20 protein-coding genes and 1 rRNA gene are annotated in these 22,595 nt (G+C 69.2%); 11 read left to right on the top strand and 10 right to left on the bottom strand.

The features are described 5' to 3' along the window. Positions 1–82 (top strand): 5S ribosomal RNA (gene rrf / locus KME79_RS39420); the annotation flags it as partial. 139 nt (positions 83–221) lie between these two features. Here rrf and KME79_RS39415 read toward each other — a convergent pair. Then, the gene (locus KME79_RS39415; RefSeq protein WP_219550914.1) at positions 222–962 is read right to left on the bottom strand and encodes a class I SAM-dependent methyltransferase; all 741 of its coding nucleotides are present in this window, start codon (positions 960–962) and stop codon (positions 222–224) included. Positions 963–1,052: 90 nt separating this feature from the next. Between KME79_RS39415 and KME79_RS39410 the strand changes: the two genes are divergently transcribed. Both KME79_RS39410 and KME79_RS47295 read left to right on the top strand, forming a co-directional pair. Next, positions 1,053–1,364, top strand: a complete 312-nt coding sequence (locus KME79_RS39410; protein ID WP_219550912.1) for an antibiotic biosynthesis monooxygenase — start codon at positions 1,053–1,055, stop codon at positions 1,362–1,364. A 105-nt stretch (positions 1,365–1,469) separates the two neighbouring features. Continuing rightward, positions 1,470–2,321: a GNAT family N-acetyltransferase gene (locus tag KME79_RS47295; protein WP_219550910.1), complete on the top strand. Its 852-nt coding sequence runs from the start codon at positions 1,470–1,472 to the stop codon at positions 2,319–2,321. 58 nt (positions 2,322–2,379) lie between these two features. On the opposite strand, the gene KME79_RS39400 is transcribed toward KME79_RS47295, so the two are convergent. After that, complete coding sequence (locus KME79_RS39400) at positions 2,380–3,156, bottom strand: PhzF family phenazine biosynthesis protein (RefSeq protein ID WP_148035151.1); 777 nt, start codon at positions 3,154–3,156, stop codon at positions 2,380–2,382. Positions 3,157–3,322: 166 nt separating this feature from the next. On the opposite strand from KME79_RS39400, the gene KME79_RS39395 reads away from it, so the two are divergent. Continuing rightward, positions 3,323–3,706 (top strand): cell division protein SepF, encoded by a 384-nt coding sequence (locus tag KME79_RS39395; protein ID WP_148035150.1) that lies wholly within the window; start codon positions 3,323–3,325, stop codon positions 3,704–3,706. 95 nt (positions 3,707–3,801) lie between these two features. On the opposite strand, the gene KME79_RS39390 is transcribed toward KME79_RS39395, so the two are convergent. The 5 genes from KME79_RS39390 to KME79_RS39370 form a co-directional block, all read right to left on the bottom strand. Next, positions 3,802–5,133: a hypothetical protein gene (locus KME79_RS39390; protein WP_246641181.1), complete on the bottom strand. Its 1,332-nt coding sequence runs from the start codon at positions 5,131–5,133 to the stop codon at positions 3,802–3,804. A 118-nt stretch (positions 5,134–5,251) separates the two neighbouring features. Further along, positions 5,252–6,979 (bottom strand): arginine--tRNA ligase, encoded by a 1,728-nt coding sequence (argS, locus tag KME79_RS39385; protein ID WP_219550906.1) that lies wholly within the window; start codon positions 6,977–6,979, stop codon positions 5,252–5,254. Beyond that, positions 6,976–9,396 (bottom strand): HAD-IC family P-type ATPase, encoded by a 2,421-nt coding sequence (locus KME79_RS39380; RefSeq protein WP_308249216.1) that lies wholly within the window; start codon positions 9,394–9,396, stop codon positions 6,976–6,978. The genes argS and KME79_RS39380 overlap by 4 nt, the downstream gene beginning before the upstream one ends. A 103-nt stretch (positions 9,397–9,499) precedes the next feature. Further along, positions 9,500–10,507: a phosphate acyltransferase PlsX gene (plsX, locus tag KME79_RS39375; protein WP_281429633.1), complete on the bottom strand. Its 1,008-nt coding sequence runs from the start codon at positions 10,505–10,507 to the stop codon at positions 9,500–9,502. A gap of 77 nt (positions 10,508–10,584) precedes the next feature. Beyond that, positions 10,585–11,160: a DUF1707 SHOCT-like domain-containing protein gene (locus tag KME79_RS39370; RefSeq protein WP_219550904.1), complete on the bottom strand. Its 576-nt coding sequence runs from the start codon at positions 11,158–11,160 to the stop codon at positions 10,585–10,587. Positions 11,161–11,332: 172 nt separating this feature from the next. Here KME79_RS39370 and KME79_RS39365 point away from each other — a divergent pair, with 172 nt between their 5' ends. Both KME79_RS39365 and KME79_RS39360 read left to right on the top strand, forming a co-directional pair. Continuing rightward, positions 11,333–12,646 (top strand): KamA family radical SAM protein, encoded by a 1,314-nt coding sequence (locus tag KME79_RS39365; protein WP_219550902.1) that lies wholly within the window; start codon positions 11,333–11,335, stop codon positions 12,644–12,646. A gap of 392 nt (positions 12,647–13,038) precedes the next feature. Further along, a complete protein-coding gene (locus tag KME79_RS39360) occupies positions 13,039–13,863 on the top strand; it encodes a hypothetical protein (RefSeq protein ID WP_219550900.1) in 825 nt (274 codons plus the stop codon). A gap of 190 nt (positions 13,864–14,053) precedes the next feature. Here KME79_RS39360 and KME79_RS39355 read toward each other — a convergent pair whose 3' ends face one another. From KME79_RS39355 to KME79_RS39345, 3 genes are all read right to left on the bottom strand, one after another. Then, complete coding sequence (locus KME79_RS39355; protein ID WP_187281663.1) at positions 14,054–14,212, bottom strand: hypothetical protein; 159 nt, start codon at positions 14,210–14,212, stop codon at positions 14,054–14,056. Positions 14,213–14,592: 380 nt separating this feature from the next. Beyond that, the gene (locus KME79_RS39350; protein ID WP_372452527.1) at positions 14,593–15,384 is read right to left on the bottom strand and encodes an ABC transporter ATP-binding protein; all 792 of its coding nucleotides are present in this window, start codon (positions 15,382–15,384) and stop codon (positions 14,593–14,595) included. Positions 15,385–15,448: 64 nt separating this feature from the next. Then, on the bottom strand, positions 15,449–16,366 hold the full coding sequence (locus KME79_RS39345) for an ABC transporter permease (RefSeq protein WP_219550898.1): 918 nt from the start codon (positions 16,364–16,366) through the stop codon (positions 15,449–15,451). Positions 16,367–16,840: 474 nt separating this feature from the next. On the opposite strand from KME79_RS39345, the gene KME79_RS39340 reads away from it, so the two are divergent. The 5 genes from KME79_RS39340 (at position 16,841) to KME79_RS39320 (ending at position 22,561) form a co-directional block, all read left to right on the top strand. Continuing rightward, a complete protein-coding gene (locus KME79_RS39340) occupies positions 16,841–18,478 on the top strand; it encodes a peptide ABC transporter substrate-binding protein (RefSeq protein ID WP_148035142.1) in 1,638 nt (545 codons plus the stop codon). Between the two features lie 124 nt (positions 18,479–18,602). After that, on the top strand, positions 18,603–19,547 hold the full coding sequence (locus KME79_RS39335; protein ID WP_148035141.1) for an ABC transporter permease: 945 nt from the start codon (positions 18,603–18,605) through the stop codon (positions 19,545–19,547). Then, positions 19,540–20,511, top strand: a complete 972-nt coding sequence (locus KME79_RS39330) for an ABC transporter permease (protein ID WP_148035140.1) — start codon at positions 19,540–19,542, stop codon at positions 20,509–20,511. The genes KME79_RS39335 and KME79_RS39330 overlap by 8 nt, the downstream gene beginning before the upstream one ends. Before the next feature lie 12 nt (positions 20,512–20,523). After that, entirely contained in the window at positions 20,524–21,561 is a 1,038-nt protein-coding gene (locus tag KME79_RS39325; protein ID WP_219550896.1) for an ABC transporter ATP-binding protein, read from the top strand. Next, complete coding sequence (locus KME79_RS39320) at positions 21,545–22,561, top strand: ABC transporter ATP-binding protein (protein ID WP_148035138.1); 1,017 nt, start codon at positions 21,545–21,547, stop codon at positions 22,559–22,561. The genes KME79_RS39325 and KME79_RS39320 overlap by 17 nt, the downstream gene beginning before the upstream one ends. The last annotated feature ends 34 nt before the right edge of the window (positions 22,562–22,595 follow it).

Raw genomic sequence — 22,595 nt, 5'->3', positions numbered from 1 at the left:
CATTCCGAACCCGGAAGTTAAGCTTCTCTGCGCCGATGGTACTGCACTCGGGAGGGTGTGGGAGAGTAGGTCACCGCCGGACAATTTTCATATGGGAAAGGCCCCGACAGTTTCTGTCGGGGCCTTTTTCGTGGGTGAGCCCCGAGGCTATGGCTTCGGGGCTTTTCTCGTTTTCTGGGGCCTCGGCGTGATCGCCGAGGCCCTCACTCGTTCACGTGCCTTCACCTGGGACAGGCGATCAGAGCGAAGCGGTGAGAGCGAGCGCAGAGGGCATGCCCTGCCTGCATCCGTTCGTGCAAGGCGCGCAGGGCGGACTCGTACCTCCGCACATCGAAGTCCGGCGCCTGCCACGGGACCACCCGCAGGAACTGGACGACCGCACCGATGTCGCGGAACCAGGCTGGAATGAACGACTCGGCCTGCCAGGTGACGGCGAAGCCGGCCTTCTCAAGGCCGGCGATCGCGCGCTCCAGATCCCAGTGACGGTGCGGGTGCGGTGGGGCGGCCAGGGCCTCGTTGAGCTCTGCCAGGTCGCAGCCGCCCACCTGCTGAGTGACAAGGGTGCCGTGCGGCGCCAGGACGCGGAGGACCTCATCGGGGTCGTAGGCGTGATGCCGACTGACGACGAGCTCGAAGGAGCCGTCCGGGAACGGCAGCGCGTTCCCGTCGACGGCTGCCACTTCGACACCGAGAGGCGTCAGGCGTTCCCTGGCGATGGCGACGTTCGGCGGGTGCCCTTCGGCGGCGGCGGTGCGTACCGGCAGCGGGGCGAGCGACGACAGGAACTCGCCGCCTCCCGTGCCGATGTCCAGCAGGGAGCGCACGCGGGGGAGGCGCTCCCGTACGACTTCCTCGTAACTCCATGGCGGGCTGCCCGTGACGTAGCGGCCGGCGAAGGCGCTGAAGTCCCAGCCGCCGATCGGGGCGGCGAGCGCTTCGGTTATGAGCGTGTCGTAGTCCACGGTCCCATCGTCGCGGACCTGCCCGCGGGCTCAGGCCGGTGTGCGGGGTTTGTGCGGGAGGTACGAGGAGGGCCGGGCACGCTCGTCGATATGAGTGCAGAGAACACGAAGAAGCCCGTCATCGCCATCACCCGATTCAAGGCCAAGCCGGAGGACTCCGAGGAGGTGCAGGACAGGCACGCCACTCTGGCGTCCACGGTGCGGTCCGCGGTTCCGGGGCTGGAGGAGGCGAGGCTGGGGCGGACCGAGGACGGGACCTGGGTTGGCGTCTGGCGGTGGGACTCCCAGGAGAGCCTGCGGAAGGCGCAGGAGCTGGCGCACTCCCTTCCGGAGGCGGAGAAGGCGTTCGCGCTGGCCTCCGACGTCACCGGAGACACCTTGGAGCTGCTCCAGGAGTCCTGATCCCCTAGTGAGCCCCCATCTCGCGTCATCGCGGGGTGGGGGCTTTTCGCGTGGGAGGCGGATACCGGGATGCGTCGCCGGGCGAGGGTGGGCGAGGATGGCGGGGTGATCGTGACCTGTTACGGCGGTCCCCGGGATCTGCGGGCCATGCAGGAGCTCACCGGCCGGATCTGGTCGCCGCGGGCGCGCTGGCACGCCGGCGACCTGGCCTGGGGACGGCTCCAGCACACCGGGCGGGAGCCGGAGTGGCCCACCATGCTGTGGCGGGCCGATCGGCGGACCCTGGCCTGGGGGTGGATCCACCTGCCCGGGTATCTCAACCTGGCGGTCGACCCCGACCGGGCCGAGCTGGCGCACGACGTGCTGCGCTGGTTCGAGGAGATCGTGCCGGCCGGGGAGCGGCAGGTCGAGGTGTCGAGCGGGGAGCCGCACCTGGTCGCCGCGCTGGAGGAGCGCGGCTACGCACGGGAGAAGGACGGGCCGTTCTTCGTGCAGATGGTACGAGACCTCGACGGCCTGCCCGAGCCGGAGCCGCCCGCGGGGTTCCGGCTCGAAGCGGTGCGTGACGTGCCCGGGCGGGTGGCGGCGCACCGCGCGGCCTTCCACCCGTCGCGCGTCACCGAGGAGAGCTACGCGGCCGTCCGCGCGGCCTGGCCGTACCGGGGAGACCTCGACTGGTGCGCGATCGGGCCCGACGGCGGCACGGCCGCGTACTGCCTGCTTTGGCTCGACGACCGCGACGTGGCGCTGATCGAGCCGGTCGGCACCGTGCCCGCGCACCGGGGCAAGGGCCTGGCCAAGGCGGTGTGCCTGGCGGCGCTGCGCGCGGCGCGGGCGGCGGGCGCCAAGCAGGCCGTGGTGGCGCCGCGCGGCGACGACGGGTATCCCGTACCTGCGCGTCTTTACAGCGGGCTCGGGTTCCGCGACACCGCGAGAAGCCTCCTGTTCATCCGCTGATATCAAATTGCAACTGGACGTCAGGTGAGAACTGCTGTTATACGGGCAGGCCAGTGATTCAGGAGGGAGGCTGGAGTTGCATGGTGCCCGAGACAACAGTGACCGCGTGGCCCGCGAGGTGCACGCGATCACCGGCGAGGGTCACCCGCACCAGCCCGCCCCGCTCCGACAACTGGGCGCCGGTCAGCGTCTCGCGGCCGAGCCTGGCAGACCAGTACGGCGACAGAGCGCAGTGGGCGGAGCCCGTCACCGGGTCCTCGGGCACGCCGACCTTCGGCGCGAAGAACCGGGAGACGAAGTCGGTCTCGGTGCCCCGGGCGGTGACGATCACTCCGCGTGCGTCGATCGCCGCGAGGGCGTCGATATCGGGCCGCAAGGTTCTCACCGTCTCCGCCGAATCCAGCTCGACCAGCAGGTCGAGGGCGCCCTTCGAAACATGCACGGGGGTGGCGCCGAGTGCCTTCTCCAGACCTTCGGGAACTGTGGTGGCAGTCACTTCCTTGACCGGAAAATCCATCGTGATCATTCCGTCCGGTTGGCGATTCACCGTGAGCGTTCCGCTCGCCGTGGCGAATTTCACCGGGCCATGCGCGACGCCCGTCGAATACAGGACGTGCGCCGTGGCGAGGGTGGCGTGCCCGCACAGCGTGACCTCCACCTTCGGCGTGAACCAGCGCAGCGAATCACCCAGCAGGAAGGCGGTCTCCGACAGCTTCAGCTCGGCCGCGAGCGACTGCATCCACACGTCGGGGACCCGATCTTCCAGCAGGCACACGCCTGCGGGATTACCCTGGAAAGCTGTGTCGGTGAAGGCGTCGACGATGAACAGGCGCATGAGCCGATGCTATAGGGGGCCAGATATCGGGGTGAAACCAGGACGCTAGCCGTACAAAATGGAATTAGTGCTGGGCGTGTCGCATGGCGAACGCGGAATCGTCGGTTACCGTCCAATGTGTCGGGACGTGCCGATTGCGGTGAGTTCCTGAGGAAAGGACAAGCCGATGGGGGCAGTGCGTAAGGTTGCGGGTTACCTGGGCCTGGGCGCGGTTGATCAGTATGACGAGGCTTATGACGACGACGGGCAGTACGAAGAGGAGTACATGCCTGCCACGGAGCGGGCGGCGCGCCGGTGGCGGGCCACCATCGAGTCGTCACGGATCGTGATGGTCCAGCCGCTGAAGTACAACGACGCACCGTTGATCGGCCAGTATTTCCGCGACGGCCAGACGGTGATCATGGATGTGACGGGCATGGCGATGCCGGAGGCGACGCGCATGGTCGACTTCGCCGCCGGTCTGGCCTATGGCTGCGAGGGGCGGATCGAGCGCATCGCCGACCGCGTCTTCCTGCTGGCGCCCGCGCACGTCGAGATCGAGACGACCTGACCCGCGCCAGGCCACGTGCCGGCGCGGGCGGGGAGTCGGCACGGCCTGCGCGGTCCGCCGCGGCCGAGGCTGTGGGCGGGACAGGCGATGATCGATCAGGCCGCGCGAGGGCCGCGGCGGATCAGGCGGGTGATGTCGGTCGCGTCTTCCGCGGCCTGCTTGGCGCGGCCTTCGGCCTCGCGGGCGTAGGCGTGCAGGGCCCACACCGCGCCGTCGGCCAGCTCCCTCAGCTCGCTCACCTGCGCCGCGACGTACGCGGCGTCTGACAGGACGCGCTCGCGGCGCTGCCAGAGCAGCCACCCGGCCAGCGCGAACAGCACGACCCCGGCGGCGGCCGTGACCGGGTGGGTGAGGAAGGCGGCGACCAGACAGGTGAGCCCGCCGAGCACCAGCAGCCCCGGCGCCCACGGAGCGCGGGGCGGGGCCGGCACGGCGGCGGAGATGGCCGCTTCGGCGACGGCCAGCGACTCCTCGTCGGGGCCCTCAGGGCGGAGCTCGACCCGGTGGCCGAGCAGCGACACGGTGACCGACGGCGGCGGCTCCAGCCTGCTGTCGGACTCCAGCTCCTCGGCGACACCGCGCAGGATGGGCGCCGCGACGTGCAGGGCGATCGCCGTCAGGTGGGGGTCGGAGCCGGGGCGCAGGTCGTCGAGCAGGTGGGAGTCGAGCGAGGCCTGCGGCCCGGGCGGCCCGCTCAGCCCGATCATGGCGCGGAGCACGGCCAGCGGCTCGTCCTCGGCCCAATTGGCGGCGGGCGTGGCGCCGGAGTTGGCGAGCGGCGCGGCCGAGCCCTGGTCGGACTGGCGGGCCGAGGTGATCTCCTCGCAGCGGGCCCGCAACCGGGTCAGCCGGGCGGCGGCCTGGGCCGGCCTGGCCAGCTCGGGGATCTCCGCCATCTCGGGGAAGTCGACGAGCGAGGCGGGCACCACCACGGACGGCTCGCCGGGCACGAGCGCCTGCACCCACTGGCGCGGGTCGGCCTGTTCCTGCACGGCGAGCGCGTCGAGCTTGCGCAGCACGAAGATCTTGCCGGCGGGGCCGTAGGCGCCGCGGGCGGCGGCCAGCCAGAGCGCCCGCTGGCCGTGGGAGACGGGCCGGTCGAGTGAGAGGTCGCCGAAGGCGGTGCCGAGCCAGGAGGCGTGGATGCGGCTGCCGTGGCCGGCGACGGCCAGTGCCAGGCAGAGGAAGACCGCGGTCTGCTGCTGGTCGCGCGAGGCGGCTCTGCTCAGCGGCTCCAGCGGGTCGTCGCCGGCGAGGATGGTGACCAGCGCCTCGACGGCGGGCGGCAGCCAGTGGCCGGGGATGTCGGTGAAGCCGGGTGGTGCGGGGGGCGCGCTGCCGTTCGCGGCCAGGTGCGCCAGCAACGCCTCGGCGTAGCGCCGTAGCTCGTTGGCTGCTTGGGGGCTCGCGGTCAGGTCCGTGCTCAAGGCAGAGAACTCCCCCAATTCGGCCTCAGTTCATGACCCCGTAAAGGGTAACCCGCGTGGCACGCCTCCGAGGCGGAGGCGCGCCACAGCGGAACGGGGACTTTGATCGAATCGCCTGTTACATGCGCTCGGGTACGGGGACGCCCAGAAGGTCGAGGCCCGTCTCCAGCACGCGCAGCGTCAGCGCGCAGAGCGCCAGCCGTCGCGCGCTGGTCTCCGGGTCGACGCCCTCCTTGGTGACCGGGCACTCCTCGTAGAAGGTGCTGAACAGGCTGGCCGCCTCGAACAGGAACGCGCACAGCCGGTGCGGCTCCGACTGGGCGGCCACCTGCTCCAGCGTCTCGCCGAAGCCGAGCAGGTGGAGGCCCAGCGCGCGCTCGGCGGGCTCGCCCAGCACGATCGGACCCGTGGTGTCGTCGGGGGAGCGGCCCGCCTTGCGGAAGATGGACCGGATCCGGGCGGTCGCGTACTGCATGTAGGGGCCGGTGTTGCCGGTGAAGCCCAGCATGCGGTCGAAGTCGAAGACGTACTCGCTGTCGTGGTTGACCGACAGGTCGGCGTACTTCACCGCGCCCATGCCGACCGCGTGGGTGATCTCCTCGCGGGTGGCCTGGTCGTAGCCGCGTTCGGCGATGGCCGCGGACGCCCGGTCGATCGCCTCCTGCAGCAGGTCCATCAGCTTGACGGACTCGCCCGAGCGGGTCTTGAACCGGCGGCCGTCCTTGCCCAGCATCATGCCGATCTGCACGTGCTCGGCGGAGACCGAGTCGGGCAGCCAGCCGGCCAGCTCGGCGGCGGCGAACACCATGCGGAAGTGGAGCGCCTGGTCGGCGCCCACGACGTAGAGGATGCGGTCGGCCTTGAGGTCGTGCACCCGGTAGCGGATGGCGGCCATGTCGGTGGAGGCGTAGCCGTAGCCGCCGTCGCTCTTCCTGACGATGAGCGGCAGCGGCTTGTCGTCGGAGCCGGTGAAGCCGGGCGGGAACACGCAGAGCGCGCCCTCGCTGATCGTGGCGACGCCGGCCGCCTCCAGATCCTGGCAGGTCTTCTCCAGCATCGGGTTGTACATGCTCTCGCCGGCGAGGTCAGCGTCGGTCAGGGTGACGCCGAGCATCGTGTAGACCTTGTTGAAGTAGCGCACGGTGGCGTCCATGAAGACGTGCCACAGCCGCATGGTCTCCGGGTCACCCGACTGGAGCGTGGTCACCCGTACGCGCGAGCGCTGTTTGAACGACTCGTCGCCGTCGAACTTGGCGCGGGCGGCCTGATAGTACTCAGTCCCCTGGCCGGCTTCGAGCTGGGCGACCGCGGCCTCCTCGCCGATGTCGAGGAGGTGCTCGATGAGCATGCCGAACGGGGTGCCCCAGTCGCCCAGGTGGTTCTGCCTGACGACGTGGTTGCCGAGGTGTTCGTGCACCCGGGCCAGGCAGTCGCCGACGATGGTCGTGCGCAGGTGGCCGACGTGCATCTCCTTGGCGGCGTTGGGCGCCGAGTAGTCGATGACGACGGTCTGCGCGGGGGCGACCGTGGCGACGCCGGAGCGCGGGTCCTTGAAGACGAGGGACGCCTGGGACTCGATCCACCCGTCGTCGAGCGTGATGTTGAGGAAGCCCGGGCCGCTGACCTCGACGGCGCCGGGGAAGTCGGACAGCTCGGCCCTGATCGACTCGGCGACCTCCCGCGGGGCTCGTCGCAGCCGCTTGGCCAGGCTCATCGCGACGTTCGCCTGGAAGTCGGCGAACTGGGAGGGCCGGATCAGCGGATCTGCGTCGGCGTACTCGGCGCCGAACGCGGACGCCAGCGCCTGCTGGACGCGCTCGGTGAGCACTTTCTGCGGGTCGGTCATGTCCTAAGAATACCGGCGACCTTGACCGCGATGCTGATGCCGGCGCAGGCCACGAGAGCGATGCCGACGGCGATCAGATCGTCGTGCGGACCGCCGGGGCGGAGTTCGAAGACCTCCCGTACGAACGGGCTCGCCAGGGCCAGCGCGAACAGCCCGGCCATGGCCGCGACCAGGGCCACCCGCCACCGGTCGAGCGGCCTGGCGACGAGGACGAGCACCCACCACGTGGTGAGGAAGAGCGCGAGCACGGCCGCGGTCCGCTGCTCCTCCAGCGTGCCCCCGGCCGCGGCGCGGAACGCCAGCAGGACCGCGAAGGCGCAGATCACCCCGGCGGGCACGGCGAACCTGAGCACCCGGGGCACGAACCCGGGCCTGGCCCGCTCCAGCGTGGGCGCGAGCGCCAGGAAGAGGGCCGGCAGGCCGATGGTGACGGCGTTCACCAGCGTGGAGTGGCGGGGCGTGAACGGGAACATCATCCCCGCGACCCCGGTCATCAGCGACAGCACGATCGCGTAGAAGGTCTTGGTGAGGAACAACCCGGAGACCCGCTCGATGTTGGCCAGCACCCGGCGGCCCTCGTTGACGACGTGCGGGAGGGCCGCGAACCGGTTGTCCAGCAGCACGACCTGGGCGACGGCCTTGGTGGCGGGGCTGCCCGCGCCCATCGCGATGCCGAGGTCGGCCTCCTTGAGCGCGAGCACGTCGTTGACGCCGTCGCCGGTCATGGCGACGGTGTGGCCGCGTTTGCGCAGGGCTGTGACGAAGAGTCGCTTCTGCTGGGGGCTGACCCGGCCGAAGACGGTGGCGGCGTCGAGCGCCTCGCCGAGCGCGTCCTCGTCGTCCGGCAGCGTGCGCGCGTCCACCGCGCGGTCGGCGCCGGGCACGTTGAGCCCGGCGGCGATCGCGGACACCGAGCGCGGGTCGTCGCCGGAGATGATCTTCACGCTGACGCCCTGCCGCTCGAAGTACTCCAGCGTCTCGTGGGCGTCGGGGCGGACGCGCTGCTTGAGCACGACGAGCGCCACCGGCTCGCCCTCCTCGACGCCGATCACGGACGGGTCCGTACGGGCGTCCCCAGGGAGGGCGTCCGCCGTGATCGGGTCCGTACGGTGGCTCGCGGAGTGTGCGTCCGCCGTGATCGGGTCCGTACGGGCGCTCGCCGGGGGACGGCTGCCGGCCGGGAGCCGGTTCGTACGGCATAAGGCCAGGACGCGGGCGCCGGTGGCGGCGAGTTCCGCCGCCTGGGCGCGCTCCGGGGCCGACGGGGCGAGCAGCACGTCGGGGGCGCCGAGCAGCCACACCCCGTGCGGGCCGAAGTCGGCGCCGCTCCACTTGCGCTCGGAGGAGAAGGGCACGGTGGCCAGCGGACGCCAGCGCGCGGCGGGGAAGCGGTCGCTGATCGCGCGGGCGGTGGCGTTCGGGTGGCCGTCGGCGGCGGTCAGCGCGGCGAGCGCGTCGCCTACCGGGCGGCCCTCGCGTAGCGGCAGGACGCGGTCGAGCGTCATGCCGCCGGCGGTGAGCGTGCCGGTCTTGTCCAGGCAGAGCACGTCCACTCGGGCCAGGCCCTCGATCGCGGGGAGCTCCTGGACCAGGCAGCGGCGGCGGCCGAGCCTGACCACGCCCACGGCGAAGGCGATGGAGGTCGTCAGCACCAGGCCCTCGGGGATCATGGTGACGATCCCGGCGACCGCGCCGGTGATGGCGGTGGCGAAGTCGGCCGAGTTGCTCAGCTGGCTGTAGGTGAGCAGCGCGCCGATGGGGATGACCAGCCAGGTGATGTAGCGGATGAACCGGGCGACGCCGTCACGCAGCTCGGAGTGCGCGAGGTGGAAGCGGCTCGCCTCCTCGGCCAGCCGGGCGGCGTACGCGTCGGTGCCGACGGCGGTGGCCCGGAACACGCCGGTTCCGGCGACGGCGAAGCTGCCCGACAGCACCGGGTCGCCGGGCTCCTTGCGCACCGGGTCGGCCTCGCCCGTGAGGAGCGACTCGTCTACCTCCAGCCCGGCGGAGACGATCATCTCGCCGTCGACCAGCAGCGCGTCGCCGGGGCCGAGCACGATCAGGTCGCCGAGCACCACCTGGTGCGGCGGGACGCGCCGGTCCGCGCCGTCGCGGCGGACCGTCACGGGGCTCTCGCCGACCACGGCCAGCCGGTCCAGCGTGCGCTTGGCGCGCAGCTCCTGGACGACGCCGATCAGCACGTTGGCCACCATGATCAGGCCGAACACGCTGTCCTGCCACGCGCCGAAGACGAGGATGAGCGCCCACAGGACGCCGATGACGAGGTTGAAGAGCGTGAAGACGTTCGCCCTGATGATGGCGGCGAGCGACCGGCTGGACCGGCGCGGCACCACGTTCGGTCTCGCCCGTGCGACCTGCGCCGACGTGAGCCCGTCCAGCGACATGACTCCGTCCACCGCGAACCCCCCCGACCTGCGGCAACGTCACTGAGCGGGTTTCCCCGCCGGCGTCGGTCCGCCTGATTCCCCTGATAGGCGGACGGGGATCACCCTACGGCTTTCAGCGTGATCTGTGGGCGCTTATCCGCTCGCCGATCCTGGACGTCAGCCCGCTCGCCGACAGGTCGGCGGCGAGCCGGCAGGCCGCGCTGACTCCTCTGGCGCTGGACGAGCCGTGCGCGACGACGACGGTGCCGTTGAGCCCGAGCAGCACCGCGCCGCCGTACGCCTCCGCGTCGAGCCGGCCGCTCAGCTCGCGCAGCCGGGAGCGCTGCATGAACGCGCCGAACTTGGCCATCCGGCTCTCGCTCACGGACCGCCGCAGCTCGTCGAAGGCGTAGCGGACGGCGCCCTCCATGGTCTTGAGCGCCACGTTGCCGGTGAACCCGTCGGTGACGATCACGTCGGCCCGCCCGGTCAGCAGGTCGTAGCCCTCGACGTTGCCGGCGAAGGTCAGCGCGGGGGCGGCGTCGAGCAGCTCGTGGGCGCGGCGGACGAGCTTGTTGCCCTTCTCCGCCTCGCTGCCGATCGTGAGCAGGCCCACCCGGGGCTCGGCGATGCCGAAGGCCAGCTCGGCGTAGGCGGCGCCGAGGTGGCCGAACTGGACCAGGATCTCCGGCTTGACCTCGGCGTTCGCGCCCGCGTCCAGGAGCAGCGTGGGGTGCGGCAGGGTGGGCAGCGCGACCGCGAGCGCCGGGCGGAGCACCCCCTGCTGGGTCTTGAGCCGCAGCTTGCCGGTGGCCACGATGCCCGCGGTCGAGCCGGCGGAGACCACGGCCGACACGTCGCCGCGGCGCAGCAGGTGGCAGGCGACCGCGATGCTGGAGCGGGGCCGGCGCAGGCTGGCCAGCGCGCCCTCGTCCATGGCGAGCGCCTCCTCGGCGCGCACGATAGGGATCTCGTGGGCCGCGTCGTGTTCGGCGAGTGACTCGTACAGCACGCGTGGCGAGCCGACCAGGACGACCGGCAGCCCGCGCTCACGCACGGCGTGCACGGCGCCCGCCACGATCTCGTGGGGCGCGCGGTCGCCGCCCATGGCGTCGACCGCGATCGGCCTGCTGTCTGGCAAAAGTCACCTCGTACGGCGTGTCGCTTGGCCGTCCGAATGGTAGGCGAGGCCGTCACCAGGCTAACCGGCGGGCAGGACTAGGCGTCGCCGCTCAGGTTCCAGTCGTGGACGGTGCGGGCCACGACGACCTTGCCGAAGGTGACCCGGCCGGTCACCCTGATCACCGGGCCGTCGCCGTCGGGGGTGTTGTCGCCCGAGACCTGGCGCTTGGCGAACATGGCGCCGACCTCGTCGATGACCTGGGCGTTCGGCGGCACCCGGATGATCAGCTTGGCCGCGAACGCGCTGACGGAAAGGGTGATCTCGCGGCCGGGGAGCACGGCCTCCGACAGGTCGACGATGAGCGCGCCGTACGTGGCCGACAGGCGGGTGTGGCGGGAGGCGATCCAGCGCCCGCGCTTGACGACCTTGCTGAAGACGGCGTTGACGGTCTGCTCCGTCGCGATGGGCGCGGCGGCCGTGGAGGACCGGACCTTGGGCAGGTCCACGATCAGGGGCTCCAGCTCGCCCATGGTGCGAGCTTGGTAGGTGGCCTCGAGACGGTCGGCGTGCTCGGGGCTCGTGAGTCGTCCACTGGCGTAGGCCTCGTTGAGCAGCGCGGCGACCTGGTCACGGTCGGCGTCGGAGGCCCGGAGGGCAGGGTCGTGGGTCACACCGCCAGTTTAGGTCAAATCAAGATATGTCGTGATTTCAATTCTCCCAAGAAACTTGGAGCACCCTCCGAACCATAGCCGCGGGCAGCCTACTCTCGGTATAAGAGCGAGAGACGCGCGACGGGGGCGTGAGGTTTACATCCGATCGAACAAAAAAGATGGGAAAGGCCTAGTGATCTTGAACCAGGCAGGTACGCGACGCTTCAAGGCGTACACGTCCAAGCACCTCGACGAGCTCCTGCGACGCGCCGGGCTCGATGACGGGGAGCGACTGAAGGTGCGGGCCGTGGCCACGGTGCTGCCCTTCCGGACGAACGCCTACGTCGTCGATGAACTCATAGATTGGTCGGCGGCGCCCGACGACCCCATGTACCGTCTCGTCTTCCCGCAGGCCGACATGCTGCCCGAGGCCGATGTGGCCCGGCTGGCCGACCTGCTCAAGGCCGAGGCGCCCAACGGGGAGATCCAGGCGGAGGCGAACAAGGTCAGAGCGCAGCTCAACCCGCACCCCGCCGGCCAGAAGGAGCTCAACGTGCCGCGCATCGGCGAGGAGCCGGTGCCCGGGATGCAGCACAAGTATCCGGAGACCGTGCTCTTCTTCCCGAAGCAAGGGCAGACCTGTCACGCCTACTGCACCTACTGCTTCCGGTGGGCGCAGTTCGTCGGCGACGCCGACCTCAAGTTCGCCTCCGACGACATCGACCAGATGGTCGCCTACCTCCGCCAGCATCGCGAGGTGACCAGCGTCCTGATCACCGGCGGCGACGCCATGATCATGGGTGAGCCGGTGATCAGGCGCTACATCGGGCCGCTGCTGGAGCTGGAGCAGCTCGAGTCCATCAGGATCGGCACGAAGGCGCTGGGCTACTGGCCGCAGCGCTTCGTCACCGACCCCGACGCCGACGCCACGCTCGGCCTGTTCGAGGAGGTCGTCAAGGCAGGCAAGAACCTCGCCTTCATGGCGCACTTCTCGCACCCGCGCGAGCTGGAGTCGCCGCTGGTCGAGTCCGCGGTGGAACGGATCCAGGGCAGCGGGGCGACGATCCGCACCCAGGCGCCGCTCATCAGGTCGATCAACGACGACCCGGCCGTCTGGGAGGCCATGTGGCGGCGCCAGCACCGCATGGGGATGATCCCGTACTACATGTTCGTCGAGCGTGACACCGGTCCGCAGGACTACTTCGCGGTGCCGCTCGGCCGCGCGTACGAGATCTTCAGGGACGCGTACGCGAGCGTCTCCGGGCTCTGCAGGACGGTCCGCGGGCCGTCCATGTCGGCGACGCCGGGGAAGGTGTGCGTCGACGGCGTCACCGAGATCGCCGGTCAGCGGGTGTTCGTGCTCCACCTCATCCAGGCGCGGGACCCCTCCTTGGTGGGGCGGCCGTTCTTCGCGCGGTACGACCCGTCGGCCGTCTGGCTGACGGACCTGCGGCCGGCCTTCGCCGACGCTTTCCCGTTCGAGGTCGCCGCCTCGCTCGGGGCCTGAGGCGGTCAAGGGCGGCCACCGCAAGCGGAAAATCTGCGCCCCCGGCCCGTGACATTCATTTTGTCGAGCTCCTGGCGCGGGCCGGGGAAAGCGCACTTATGGACGCCGGAAGCGTCCATGGAATATCCGAATTAGCCCCCCTCTATTTCCCGATTTGTCTCCCCCTGTGTGACCCCTTTCGGGCTCGGTAACTTACCCACAAAGCCCTTGTCACGCGGGCTTTTAGCGGCTCACCCGGGGTCGTGCGCGGTGATAGAACTGCATCCGTAGCTCAGCCGCGGACGGCGCGCTTCGTGCGGTGCCCATAGCGTGTACGCCACGGCATTCGGGGGTTATCGATTCGCAATTCAATGCTCTCCGAAGCGATCGATCACGAGCCGGGAAGGCAAATCATGAAACGTGTAATGAAGACGGCGGTCGCCGTAACGGCATTCGGGCTCGCGGCGGCACTCGCCGTGCCGGCGCAGGCCCAGGCCAGGGACCTCGGCGCCTCGCCCACGAAGCGCGACCAGGTCCGGAGCGACAGCGACGGCTCGCCGCTCGACGGCCTGGTGGGCGGGCTCGCCGGCGGCCTGCTGGACGGGCTGTTCGGCGCAGGCGCCAAGGCCTCCGCCAAGCCCGCGCAGAACCAGACCAGGCCGCAGGGACGCCCCAGCATCGACGGCCTGTCCAACACCCTGCCTCTGGACGGCCTCGCCGCCTCGCGCCCGGCCAAGCCGAAGCAGGAGGACACGTTCGAGGGCGCCTTCGCCCAGGTCGCCTACCTGTTCGAAGGCTCGCTCGGGGGCGCCACGGCGTCGCTGTCGACGACCCGGATGGTGCCCGGCGGACGCTACGGCTCCACCGAGGCGCTGGACGGCGCCACGTCGGCGCTGGACGGCGCCACGACAGGCGTGGCCCACCTGTCGCTGCAGGAAACGGTCGTCGGCATGTCGCGTGCCGCGAAGCAGGCGCTGCCGCGATCCAGCAACGGACGTCTGGCGCCGCTCGTCGGCCGCGTGGCGCCCGCCGAGACGGCGCCGCTGCTGGAGTCGCTGCCCGGCACCACTCAGGTCGCCTCCATCGATGAGATCGCCCCGCTCGTCGAGGACGCCTCCGCCCTGGTCTCCACCAACGGGACGAAGGCCACCAGCGCCTACACCGACACCGTCGCCGCGCTGGGCTGGACCACGGCCGCCCTCACCAGCATGGTCCGGGACCCCTGGCACTACCGCTGATCTTCTGGCGGACCCGAGCTCCGCACCCTCTGAAGCATCGCCGGGCCCCGCATCCTGCGGGAGCCCATCCCCGGGAGTGGCTTCCCGACCCCCGCCGCGCTCGCCGGCGCCGCCCAAGTCTGCAGGGTGGCGGCGCCGTGAGCCGCGGCCCCGCCGCCGGCCCGCACCAGGGTCGGCGGCGGTTCGCTTTCTATCCGGGCAGTCGCACGCCCGTGCGGCGGGCGATCTGGGCCTGCAGCCTCGCCATCTGCCAGTGCAGCTCCAGCAACTGCTCGGCGAGCTGCATCGTGGGTATCTCGGTCACATCCTCGGTGGCCAGGTGGTCGATAGCGGCCGAGAGCTCACCCATCGTGTCCCCCCACTCCATCACCGTTCCCAAGCTCGAACCGACGTTCGAATCCTAGCGAACGGTAGCCCCTCCTGTCAGTCCTACACGCGCAGCCCCGACTGACTTCTCGCACACCGTCTCGAAATCTACGGGGGCCTGGGCGTGCCAAAGGCCCACATCATGGCGGCCCGCCCGGGGTGTCCCGAGAAGGTTTCCGTTTCCCGCCGGCGGATCGTCACGGACGACCGGCCCGCCGTCGGGAAGGGCTCCGCGGAAAAGACCGGGCCCGACGCGACGCGTCCACGCGAAGCGGCGCGTCCACGCGCCACCGCCCGAGCGGCAGGGGAAGTGGCGCAGCCTGCCCGAGAGTCCCGACCGGGCGAGGCGGTGTCAGATGGTGGTCAGCCCTTGGTGTAGGCGGCGAGGACTTCCTTGGGGTCGCCGTCCATTTTGATCTTTCCCTTGTGGAGCCAGATCACCCGGTTGCACGTCTGCTGGATCACCCGCAGGTCGTGGGCCACCAGGAAGACCGTGCCCGCCGACTCCCTGATCTGGCGGATGCGCTGCTCGCTCTTCTTGCGGAACTCGCGGTCACCCGTGGCCAGGGCCTCGTCGATGAGCAGGACGTCGTGGGTCTTGGCCGAGGAGATGGCGAAGCGGAGCCGGGCGCCCATGCCGGAGGAGTAGGTGGACATCGGCAACTGGACGAACTCGTCGATGCCGGAGAAGTCGACGATCTCCTGGTATTTCTCCCTGACCTCCGCCGGGGTCATGCCCATGGCGTAGCAGCCGAGGATGATGTTGCGCTCGCCGGTCAGCTCGCGCATCAGGGCCGCGTTGACGCCCAGCAGCGACGGCTGCCCGTCGGTGTAGACGGCGCCGGAGTGGGGCGGCAGCAGGCCGGCGATGGCGCGCAGCAGCGTGGACTTGCCGGAGCCGTTGCGGCCGACGACGCCGATGGCGTCGCCGTGGTAGGCCACGAAGGAGACGCCTTTGACGGCGTGGACCTCCTTCATCTGCGGCCTGCCCTGGCGCTTCACGATGCGCATGAAGGCGTTGACCGCGTTGCCCTTCTCGGACTCCGACGCGGCGCCGTAGACGCGGTAGACGATGTGGAGATCGTCGACGATGACCGTCGGCGTGCCCGTGGGCACGTCCAAGGGGCCCTTAGCGGGCTCCGGGTCGGGATGCACCCGGACGTCCTTGCTTGGGACGGCGGGCTCCTCGCCCTTCACCTTTGCCAGCTCCTCGGTCAGGTCAGCCACGCCCGTACCTCTCCTCAGCCCGCCAGAAGTACCAGAAGCCGAAGCAGAGTGCGAACACTGCCCAGAATACGCAAGCCATCCACACCATCGGCGGGGGAGTGTGCTTGTAGATGAAGATGTCCCGCATCCACTCGATGTACGAGGCGGCTGGGTTGAGGTACATGGCGGTGGCGACCCACTGCGGCAGATCCGCGGTCTCCACCACCTTGTCCTGGATGGAGAAGAAGACACCGGAGGCGTAGAGCCAGGTGCGGGTGATGAACGGCAGCAGCTGGTTGAGGTCCCGCATGGAGGACCCGAGCCGTGCCATCACCAGCCCGGCGCCGACGTTGAACATGGTCTGCAGGATCAGCACGACCGGGATCATCAACCAGTACCACGTAGGCACCTCGGCGGTGATGAACACGATCAGCACCAGCACGCCCATGGAGATGGCGAGCTGCTGGAGCTCCTGGATGGTGTAGGCCAGGGGCAGCGCGGCGCGTGGGAAGTGGAGCGCACGGATCAGCGACAGATTGCCGGAGATCGACTTGGCGCCCGCGGTGACGCTGCGCTGCGTGTAGGTGAAGACGAAGATGCCGATCAGCAGGAAGGCCGGGTAGTTCTCGACGCCGTCGCGGCCGCCGAGGACTATGCCGAACATCACATAGTAGATGGCCGCGTTGAGCAGGGGGGTCAGGACCTGCCACAGCTGGCCGAGAGCGGAGCTGGAGTACTTCGAGACGTTGCGCGAGGTCGCGTACGTCAGGATGAAGTGTCGTCGCTCCGCGAGTTGGCGCACATAGACGAGAAACCTCGGCCGTGCGATGGCACGGCGAAGCCCGTATCTCTCGGCGAGCTTGGCCAGCGGCTCCTGCCCGCTTCGGCCGCCCGCCTGGGCGTCCGCGACAGCGGATTCCGGCTGGCTCATGGGATGGACTCTATTGGATCCGGGTTGCTCGGGATGCCTGCCGCGTGGCGCGCGGCCGACAGTTGGACGGTGTCTCGTGGCGCTCGGTTCCAAGCCACCGTCAAGACTCGCTCAACCGTAGCCCAGCGGGACGGACGATGGCGGCAACGGCACGAGCACCGTCTGGTAAGAGGTATTTTTCATCGACACTTCCCGTCCCCGCGAATGCCCGTCTGACTCGTTTATGCACTTCATCCCCTTGCGAGCTGTATGGGCGCGACGTGGGACAGGCGGACGTGTGACCGAACTGCAACGCGCCAGAGACGTGCTGGTGGCAAGTAGTAGGAGATAGTCGCGATCGACTGGCAGGGCGTCGGCTGGTTTGACCAGGTCAGCCAAACCCGGGGGATTACAAGGAACCCCCCGTCAGGCTGCTCACGATCATCGCAGCTCAGCGCTTACGCCCACCTTGGTAGAGGGAGGAATTTTTTCACCATGCGTGTTACTAGAGGCGCACGGATCGTCGCCGGTACCGCGCTGCTCGCTCTCGCGGTTGCCGCGTGCGGCGGCGGCGCCAGCCCGTCCGGTGACCCCGCGGCGGATGGCGGCGACACGCCGGTCCGCATGGAGCTGGGTGAGCCGCAGAACCTGCTGGTCCCCTCGAACACCACCGAGTCCGAGGGCTCCGAGCTCCTCGCGGCCGTCTTCGAGCCCCTGGTGAACTACGACGAGAACAAGCAGGTCGTAGAAGCCGCTGCCGAGTCGATCACCACGGAAGACAACATCACGTGGACGATCAAGCTCAAGTCGGGCTACACCTGGCACAACGGTGAGCCGCTCGTCGCACAGAACTACGTCGACGCGTGGAACTACGCCGCCAACCAGGACAACGCGCAGGGCGCCGGCTACTTCTTCGGCCGCGTCAAGGGCTACGACGCGCTGAACCCGGGTGAGGGCAAGGAAGTCACCACCAAGGAGATGGAAGGCCTGAAGGTCGTCGACGACTCGACCTTCACCGTCGAGCTGGCGGCGCCGTTCTCGCAGTTCAGGACGATGCTCGGCTACACCGCCTTCTACCCGCTGCCCAAGGCCGCCTTCGGCGCCGACGGCAAGGTGACCAACGAGTACGGCGAGAAGCCGATCGGCCAGGGCCTCTTCAAGCTCGACAAGCCGTACAAGAAGGGCACCGACCAGACGGTCGACCTCTCCGTGTACGACAAGTACCCGGCCAAGAAGCCCAACGGCTGGACCAAGCTCCAGTTCAAGCTCTACAACAGCTCCGAGACGGCCTACAACGACCTGCAGGCGAACAACGTGGACATCCACGACTCGCTGCCGGCCTCGGCCATCTCCAGCGCGAAGACGGCCCTGGGCGACCGCTACCAGGACCAGCCGGACGCCGGCATCGGCTACATCGGCTTCCCGCTGCAGTACAACGACGAGTACAAGGACGTCCGGATGCGGGAGGCCATCTCGATGGCCATCGACCGGAAGACCATCGCCGAGACGGTCTTCTCCGGCACCCGCGCCCCCGCCGACGACTTCATCAACCCGGCCATCGACGGCTACCGCCAGGGCGCCTGCGCGGCCTGCACCTACGACCCGGGCAAGGCGAAGGAGCAGTACGCGGCGGCCAACGGCCCGGCCAAGCTGGAGCTGGGCTACAACGCCGACGGCGGCCACAAGGAGTGGATCGAGGCCGTCGCCAACAACCTGCGGGCCAACCTCGGCGTCGAGGTCACCGTGCGGCCGTTCGAGAAGTTCGCGAACATCCTCGACGACCTGGACGCCAAGAAGTACAAGGGCATGTTCCGCATGGGCTGGGCGGTCGACTACCCGTCGGCGGAGAACTACCTGTCGCCGATCTTCTCGACCGGCGCCATCAAGACCGGCTCCAACTACGCGGGCTACTCCAGCAAGGAGTTCGACGAGCTGGTGGCCAAGGGCGACCAGGCGGAGAGCCCTGAAGAGGGCCTGAAGTTCTACCAGCAGGCCGACGATGTCCTGATCAAGGACCTCCCGTACGTTCCGGTGTACTTCTACCGGAACAACTCTGGGTACTCCACTCAGGTGAAGAACGTCAGAATCAATCTGCTCAACCAGGTTGAATGGGCTGACGTCGAGAAGGCCTGACGTTATATACGGGGGTGGGCGGGACGCCGTCCACCCCTCGTGAGCCCGCCACGAAGGCAGTCGCTTGGGCACGCGCCACCCAAGGTTCCCAGGGACTGCCTTCTGGCATGTACGGGAGGCTTGTATGGGCCGTTACATCATCAGGCGCCTGATCCAGGCGATACCAGTCCTGCTGGGCGCCACCCTGTTCATCTTCGCCATCGTGTTCGCGCTTCCTGGTGACCCCATCGAGGCGCTCGCCGGCGAGAAGCGCCAGGACCCGGCGATCACCGCCATCATCCGCGAGCAGTATCACCTGAACGATCCGCTGCTGGTCCAGTACTGGTACTACATCAGCGGCATCCTTTTCCACGGTGACTTCGGGAAGACCTTCGCCGGCGTCCCCGTCACCCAGCTGATGGCGGGCAAGTTCCAGGTCACGCTGAACCTCGCGTTCACCGCGCTGGTCATGGAGGCCATCATCGGCCTGCTGCTCGGCCTCTGGGCGGCGCTGCGCCGCGGCCGGGCCACCGACACCGCGATCCTGGCCTCGACGCTGCTGCTCATCTCGGTGCCGACCCTGGTCACCGGCTTCGTGCTGCAGCTGTGGCTGGGCGTCTGGCTCAAGCAGGTCACCGGGATCGAGTTCTTCCCCATCGCGGGAGTCGGCCAGGGCCTGCAGTCGTACCTGCTGCCGGGCTTCGTGCTGGCCGGCACGTCGATCGCGTACCTGACACGTCTGACCAGGACGAGTCTGGTCGAGACGCTGCGCTCCGACTACATCCGCACCGCCACCGCGAAGGGCCTGTCGAGACGGCGGGTCGTGGGCAGACACGGGTTGCGCAACGCGCTGATCCCGATGGTCACCTATCTCGGAGCCGACCTGGGCGTGCTCATGGGCGGCGCCATCATCACGGAGACCATCTTCAACCTGCCGGGCATCGGCTTGCAGTTGTATCAGGGCGTTTACCTACGTGAGCAACCCATCGTCGTAGGTATCGTGACAATCCTGGTGCTGGTGTACATCGTGGCGAACCTGATCGTCGACATGCTGTACGCCGTGCTCGATCCGAGGATCCGCTATGAGTGAGACACCGCAGCTGGGCCAGGTCGGGCCGGCGTTCCCCGAAACCCAGTCGCTGACGGAGAACCAGCCGTCCCCGCCGGTCAAGCAGCCCAAGAAGAAGGAAGCGAAGCCGGCGAGCCTCTGGCGAGACGCCTGGTACGACCTGCGCCGCAGGCCGATGTTCATCTTCTCGCTGGTCCTGATCGCGATCCTGCTGGTCATGTCGTTCTGGCCGTCGCTGTTCACCTCGATCAACCCGTTCGACGCGAAGACCTGCGAGCTTTCCACCGCTCGCCAGGGCCCGAGCGCCGGCCACATCTTCGGCCGCGACAACCTCGGCTGCGACGTGTACGCCAAGACCATCTACGGCGCCAAGAACTCGATCATCATCGGTGTCGCCACCACGGTGATCACGGCGCTGGTCGGCGGGCTGCTCGGCCTGCTGGCGGGCACCCGGGGCGGCTGGACCGACGTCCTGACGTCCCGCGTCACCGAGGTCTTCTTCGCCATCCCCTCCATCCTGGGCGCGCTGCTCATCACGGCGACGTTCCGGGACGCCGGGATCGGCATCTGGATCGTGGTGATCGCGCTCTCGGTGCTGGCGTGGCCGATGACCTTCCGCATCATGCGGGCGGCCGTCATCACCGCGAGAAGCCAGGACTTCGTGCTGGCGGCCAAGGCGCTGGGGGCCGGTCAGGCGCGCATCATGTTCCGGCACCTGCTGCCGAACGCGCTCGCGCCGGTGATCGTCGTCGCCACCATCAACCTGGGCGGTTTCATCGCGGCCGAGGCCGCGCTGTCCTTCCTGGGGGTCGGCGTGCAGTCGCCCGACATCTCCTGGGGCCTGATGATCGCCGACGCCCGGAACCGGTTCCTGGAGGCGCCGCTGCCGCTGGTGTTCCCGGCCCTGTTCCTGAGCATCACGGTGCTCGCGTTCATCATGCTGGGCGACGCCGTACGCGACGCGCTCGACCCGAAGCTCAGGTAGGAGGGGGGAAACATGAGCAAGACATCGCCGCACGCGTTGCCTGCCGAGGGAGGGCTGGGCAACGAGCCGCTGCTCGCGGTGGACGACCTGCACGTGGAGTTCGCCACGCGCGCCGGCCTGGTACGGGCGGTCAACGGAGTGAGCTACTCGCTCCAGGCGGGCGAGACCCTCGCCGTCCTGGGCGAGTCGGGTTCCGGCAAGTCCGTGACCGCGCAGGCGATCATGGGCATCCTCGACATGCCGCCGGCGCGCATCCCCAAGGGGGAGGTCCGCTTCAACGGCACCGACCTGCTCAGGCTCTCGGAGGAGGCGCGCACGCAGGTGCGCGGCCAGCGCATCGCGATGATTTTCCAGGACGCGCTCTCCGCGCTCAACCCGGTGTTCACCGTGGGCTGGCAGATCAGCGAGATGTTCCGGGTGCACCGCGGCATGGGCAAGCGCGACGCCGTGAAGAAGGCCGTCGAGCTGATGGACCGGGTCCGCATCCCGGGCGCCAAGCAGCGCGTCAACGACTATCCGCACCAGTTCTCCGGGGGCATGCGGCAGCGCATCATGATCGCCATGGCGATCGCGCTGGACCCCGAGGTGCTGATCGCCGACGAGCCGACCACCGCGCTCGACGTGACGGTCCAGGCCCAGGTCATGGAGCTGCTCGCGGAGCTGCAGCGCGAGAGCAACATGGGCATGATCCTGATCACCCACGACCTCGGCGTCGTCGCCGACGTCGCCGACAAGATCGCGGTCATGTACGGCGGGCGCATCGTGGAGAACGCTTCCGTGCACGACATCTACAAGGCCCCCGCCCACCCCTACACCAAGGGGCTGCTGGAGTCGATCCCCCGGGTCGACCTCAAGGGCCAGGACCTGTACGCCATCAAGGGCCTGCCGCCCAACCTGCTCGACATGCCGACCGGCTGCGCCTTCCACCCGCGCTGCCCGTACCGGCAGGACAACTGCGTGACCGACAGCCCCCCGCTCTACGAGATCAGCGGCACGCGCAACAGCGCCTGCCACTACTGGAGGGAGGTCCTCGATGGCGACCAAGGGTGAGACGATCCTCGAGGTCCGCGATCTGGTGAAGCATTTCCCCCTCAACCAGGGGATCATGTTCAAGAAGCAGATCGGGGCCATCAAGGCCGTCGACGGCGTCTCCTTCGACCTCGCCAGCGGCGAGACGCTCGGCGTCGTGGGCGAGTCCGGCTGCGGCAAGTCCACCCTCGCCAAGGTGCTGATGGCGCTGGAGCGGCCCACCTCCGGCTCCGTCAAGATCAACGGTCGTGACATCGCCAAGGCCAAGGGCGCCGAGCTCAAGCGGATGCGGCGCAACATCCAGATGGTGATGCAGGACCCGTACACCTCGCTCAACCCGCGGATGACCGTCGGCGACATCGTCGGCGAGCCGTTCGACATCCACACCGAGGTGGCGCCGAAGGGCGACCGCACCCGCAAGGTGCAGGAGCTGCTGGAGGTCGTCGGGCTCAACCCCGACCACATCAACCGCTACCCCCACCAGTTCTCGGGCGGTCAGCGCCAGCGCATCGGCATCGCCCGCGGGCTGGCGCTCCAGCCGGAGATCATCGTCTGTGACGAGCCGGTCTCGGCGCTGGACGTGTCGATCCAGGCCCAGGTGATCAACCTGCTGGAGCGGCTGCAGAACGAGTTCAACCTGGCGTACATCTTCATCGCCCACGACCTGTCGGTGGTCCGCCACATCTCCGACCGGGTCGCGGTGATGTACCTGGGCAAGGTCGTCGAGCTCGGCAAGGACGTCGAGATCTACGACAAGCCCGCGCACCCGTACAGCCAGGCGCTGCTGTCGGCGGTGCCGGTCCCCGACCCCGAGGGCCGCGACCAGCGCGAGCGGATCATCCTCCAGGGCGACCCGCCGTCGCCGGCCAACCCGCCGTCCGGCTGCCGCTTCCGCACGCGGTGCTGGAAGGCACAGGAGATCTGCGCGACGGAGGAGCCGCTGCTGCAGATCCGGCCGGGCACGTCCCACGAGAGCGCCTGCCATTTCGCCGAGACGCATGACGTGGTGCATGTGAACTAGCGGCGCATGTGGACAGCGCCGCCCCCGCACCCGT

Origin of the sequence: Nonomuraea harbinensis (assembly GCF_019396385.1) — a bacterium.
Classification (GTDB): domain Bacteria; phylum Actinomycetota; class Actinomycetes; order Streptosporangiales; family Streptosporangiaceae; genus Nonomuraea; species Nonomuraea ferruginea.
The sequence above is the reverse complement of the archived record's forward strand: the minus strand, read 5'-3'. Positions and strand labels throughout refer to the sequence as shown.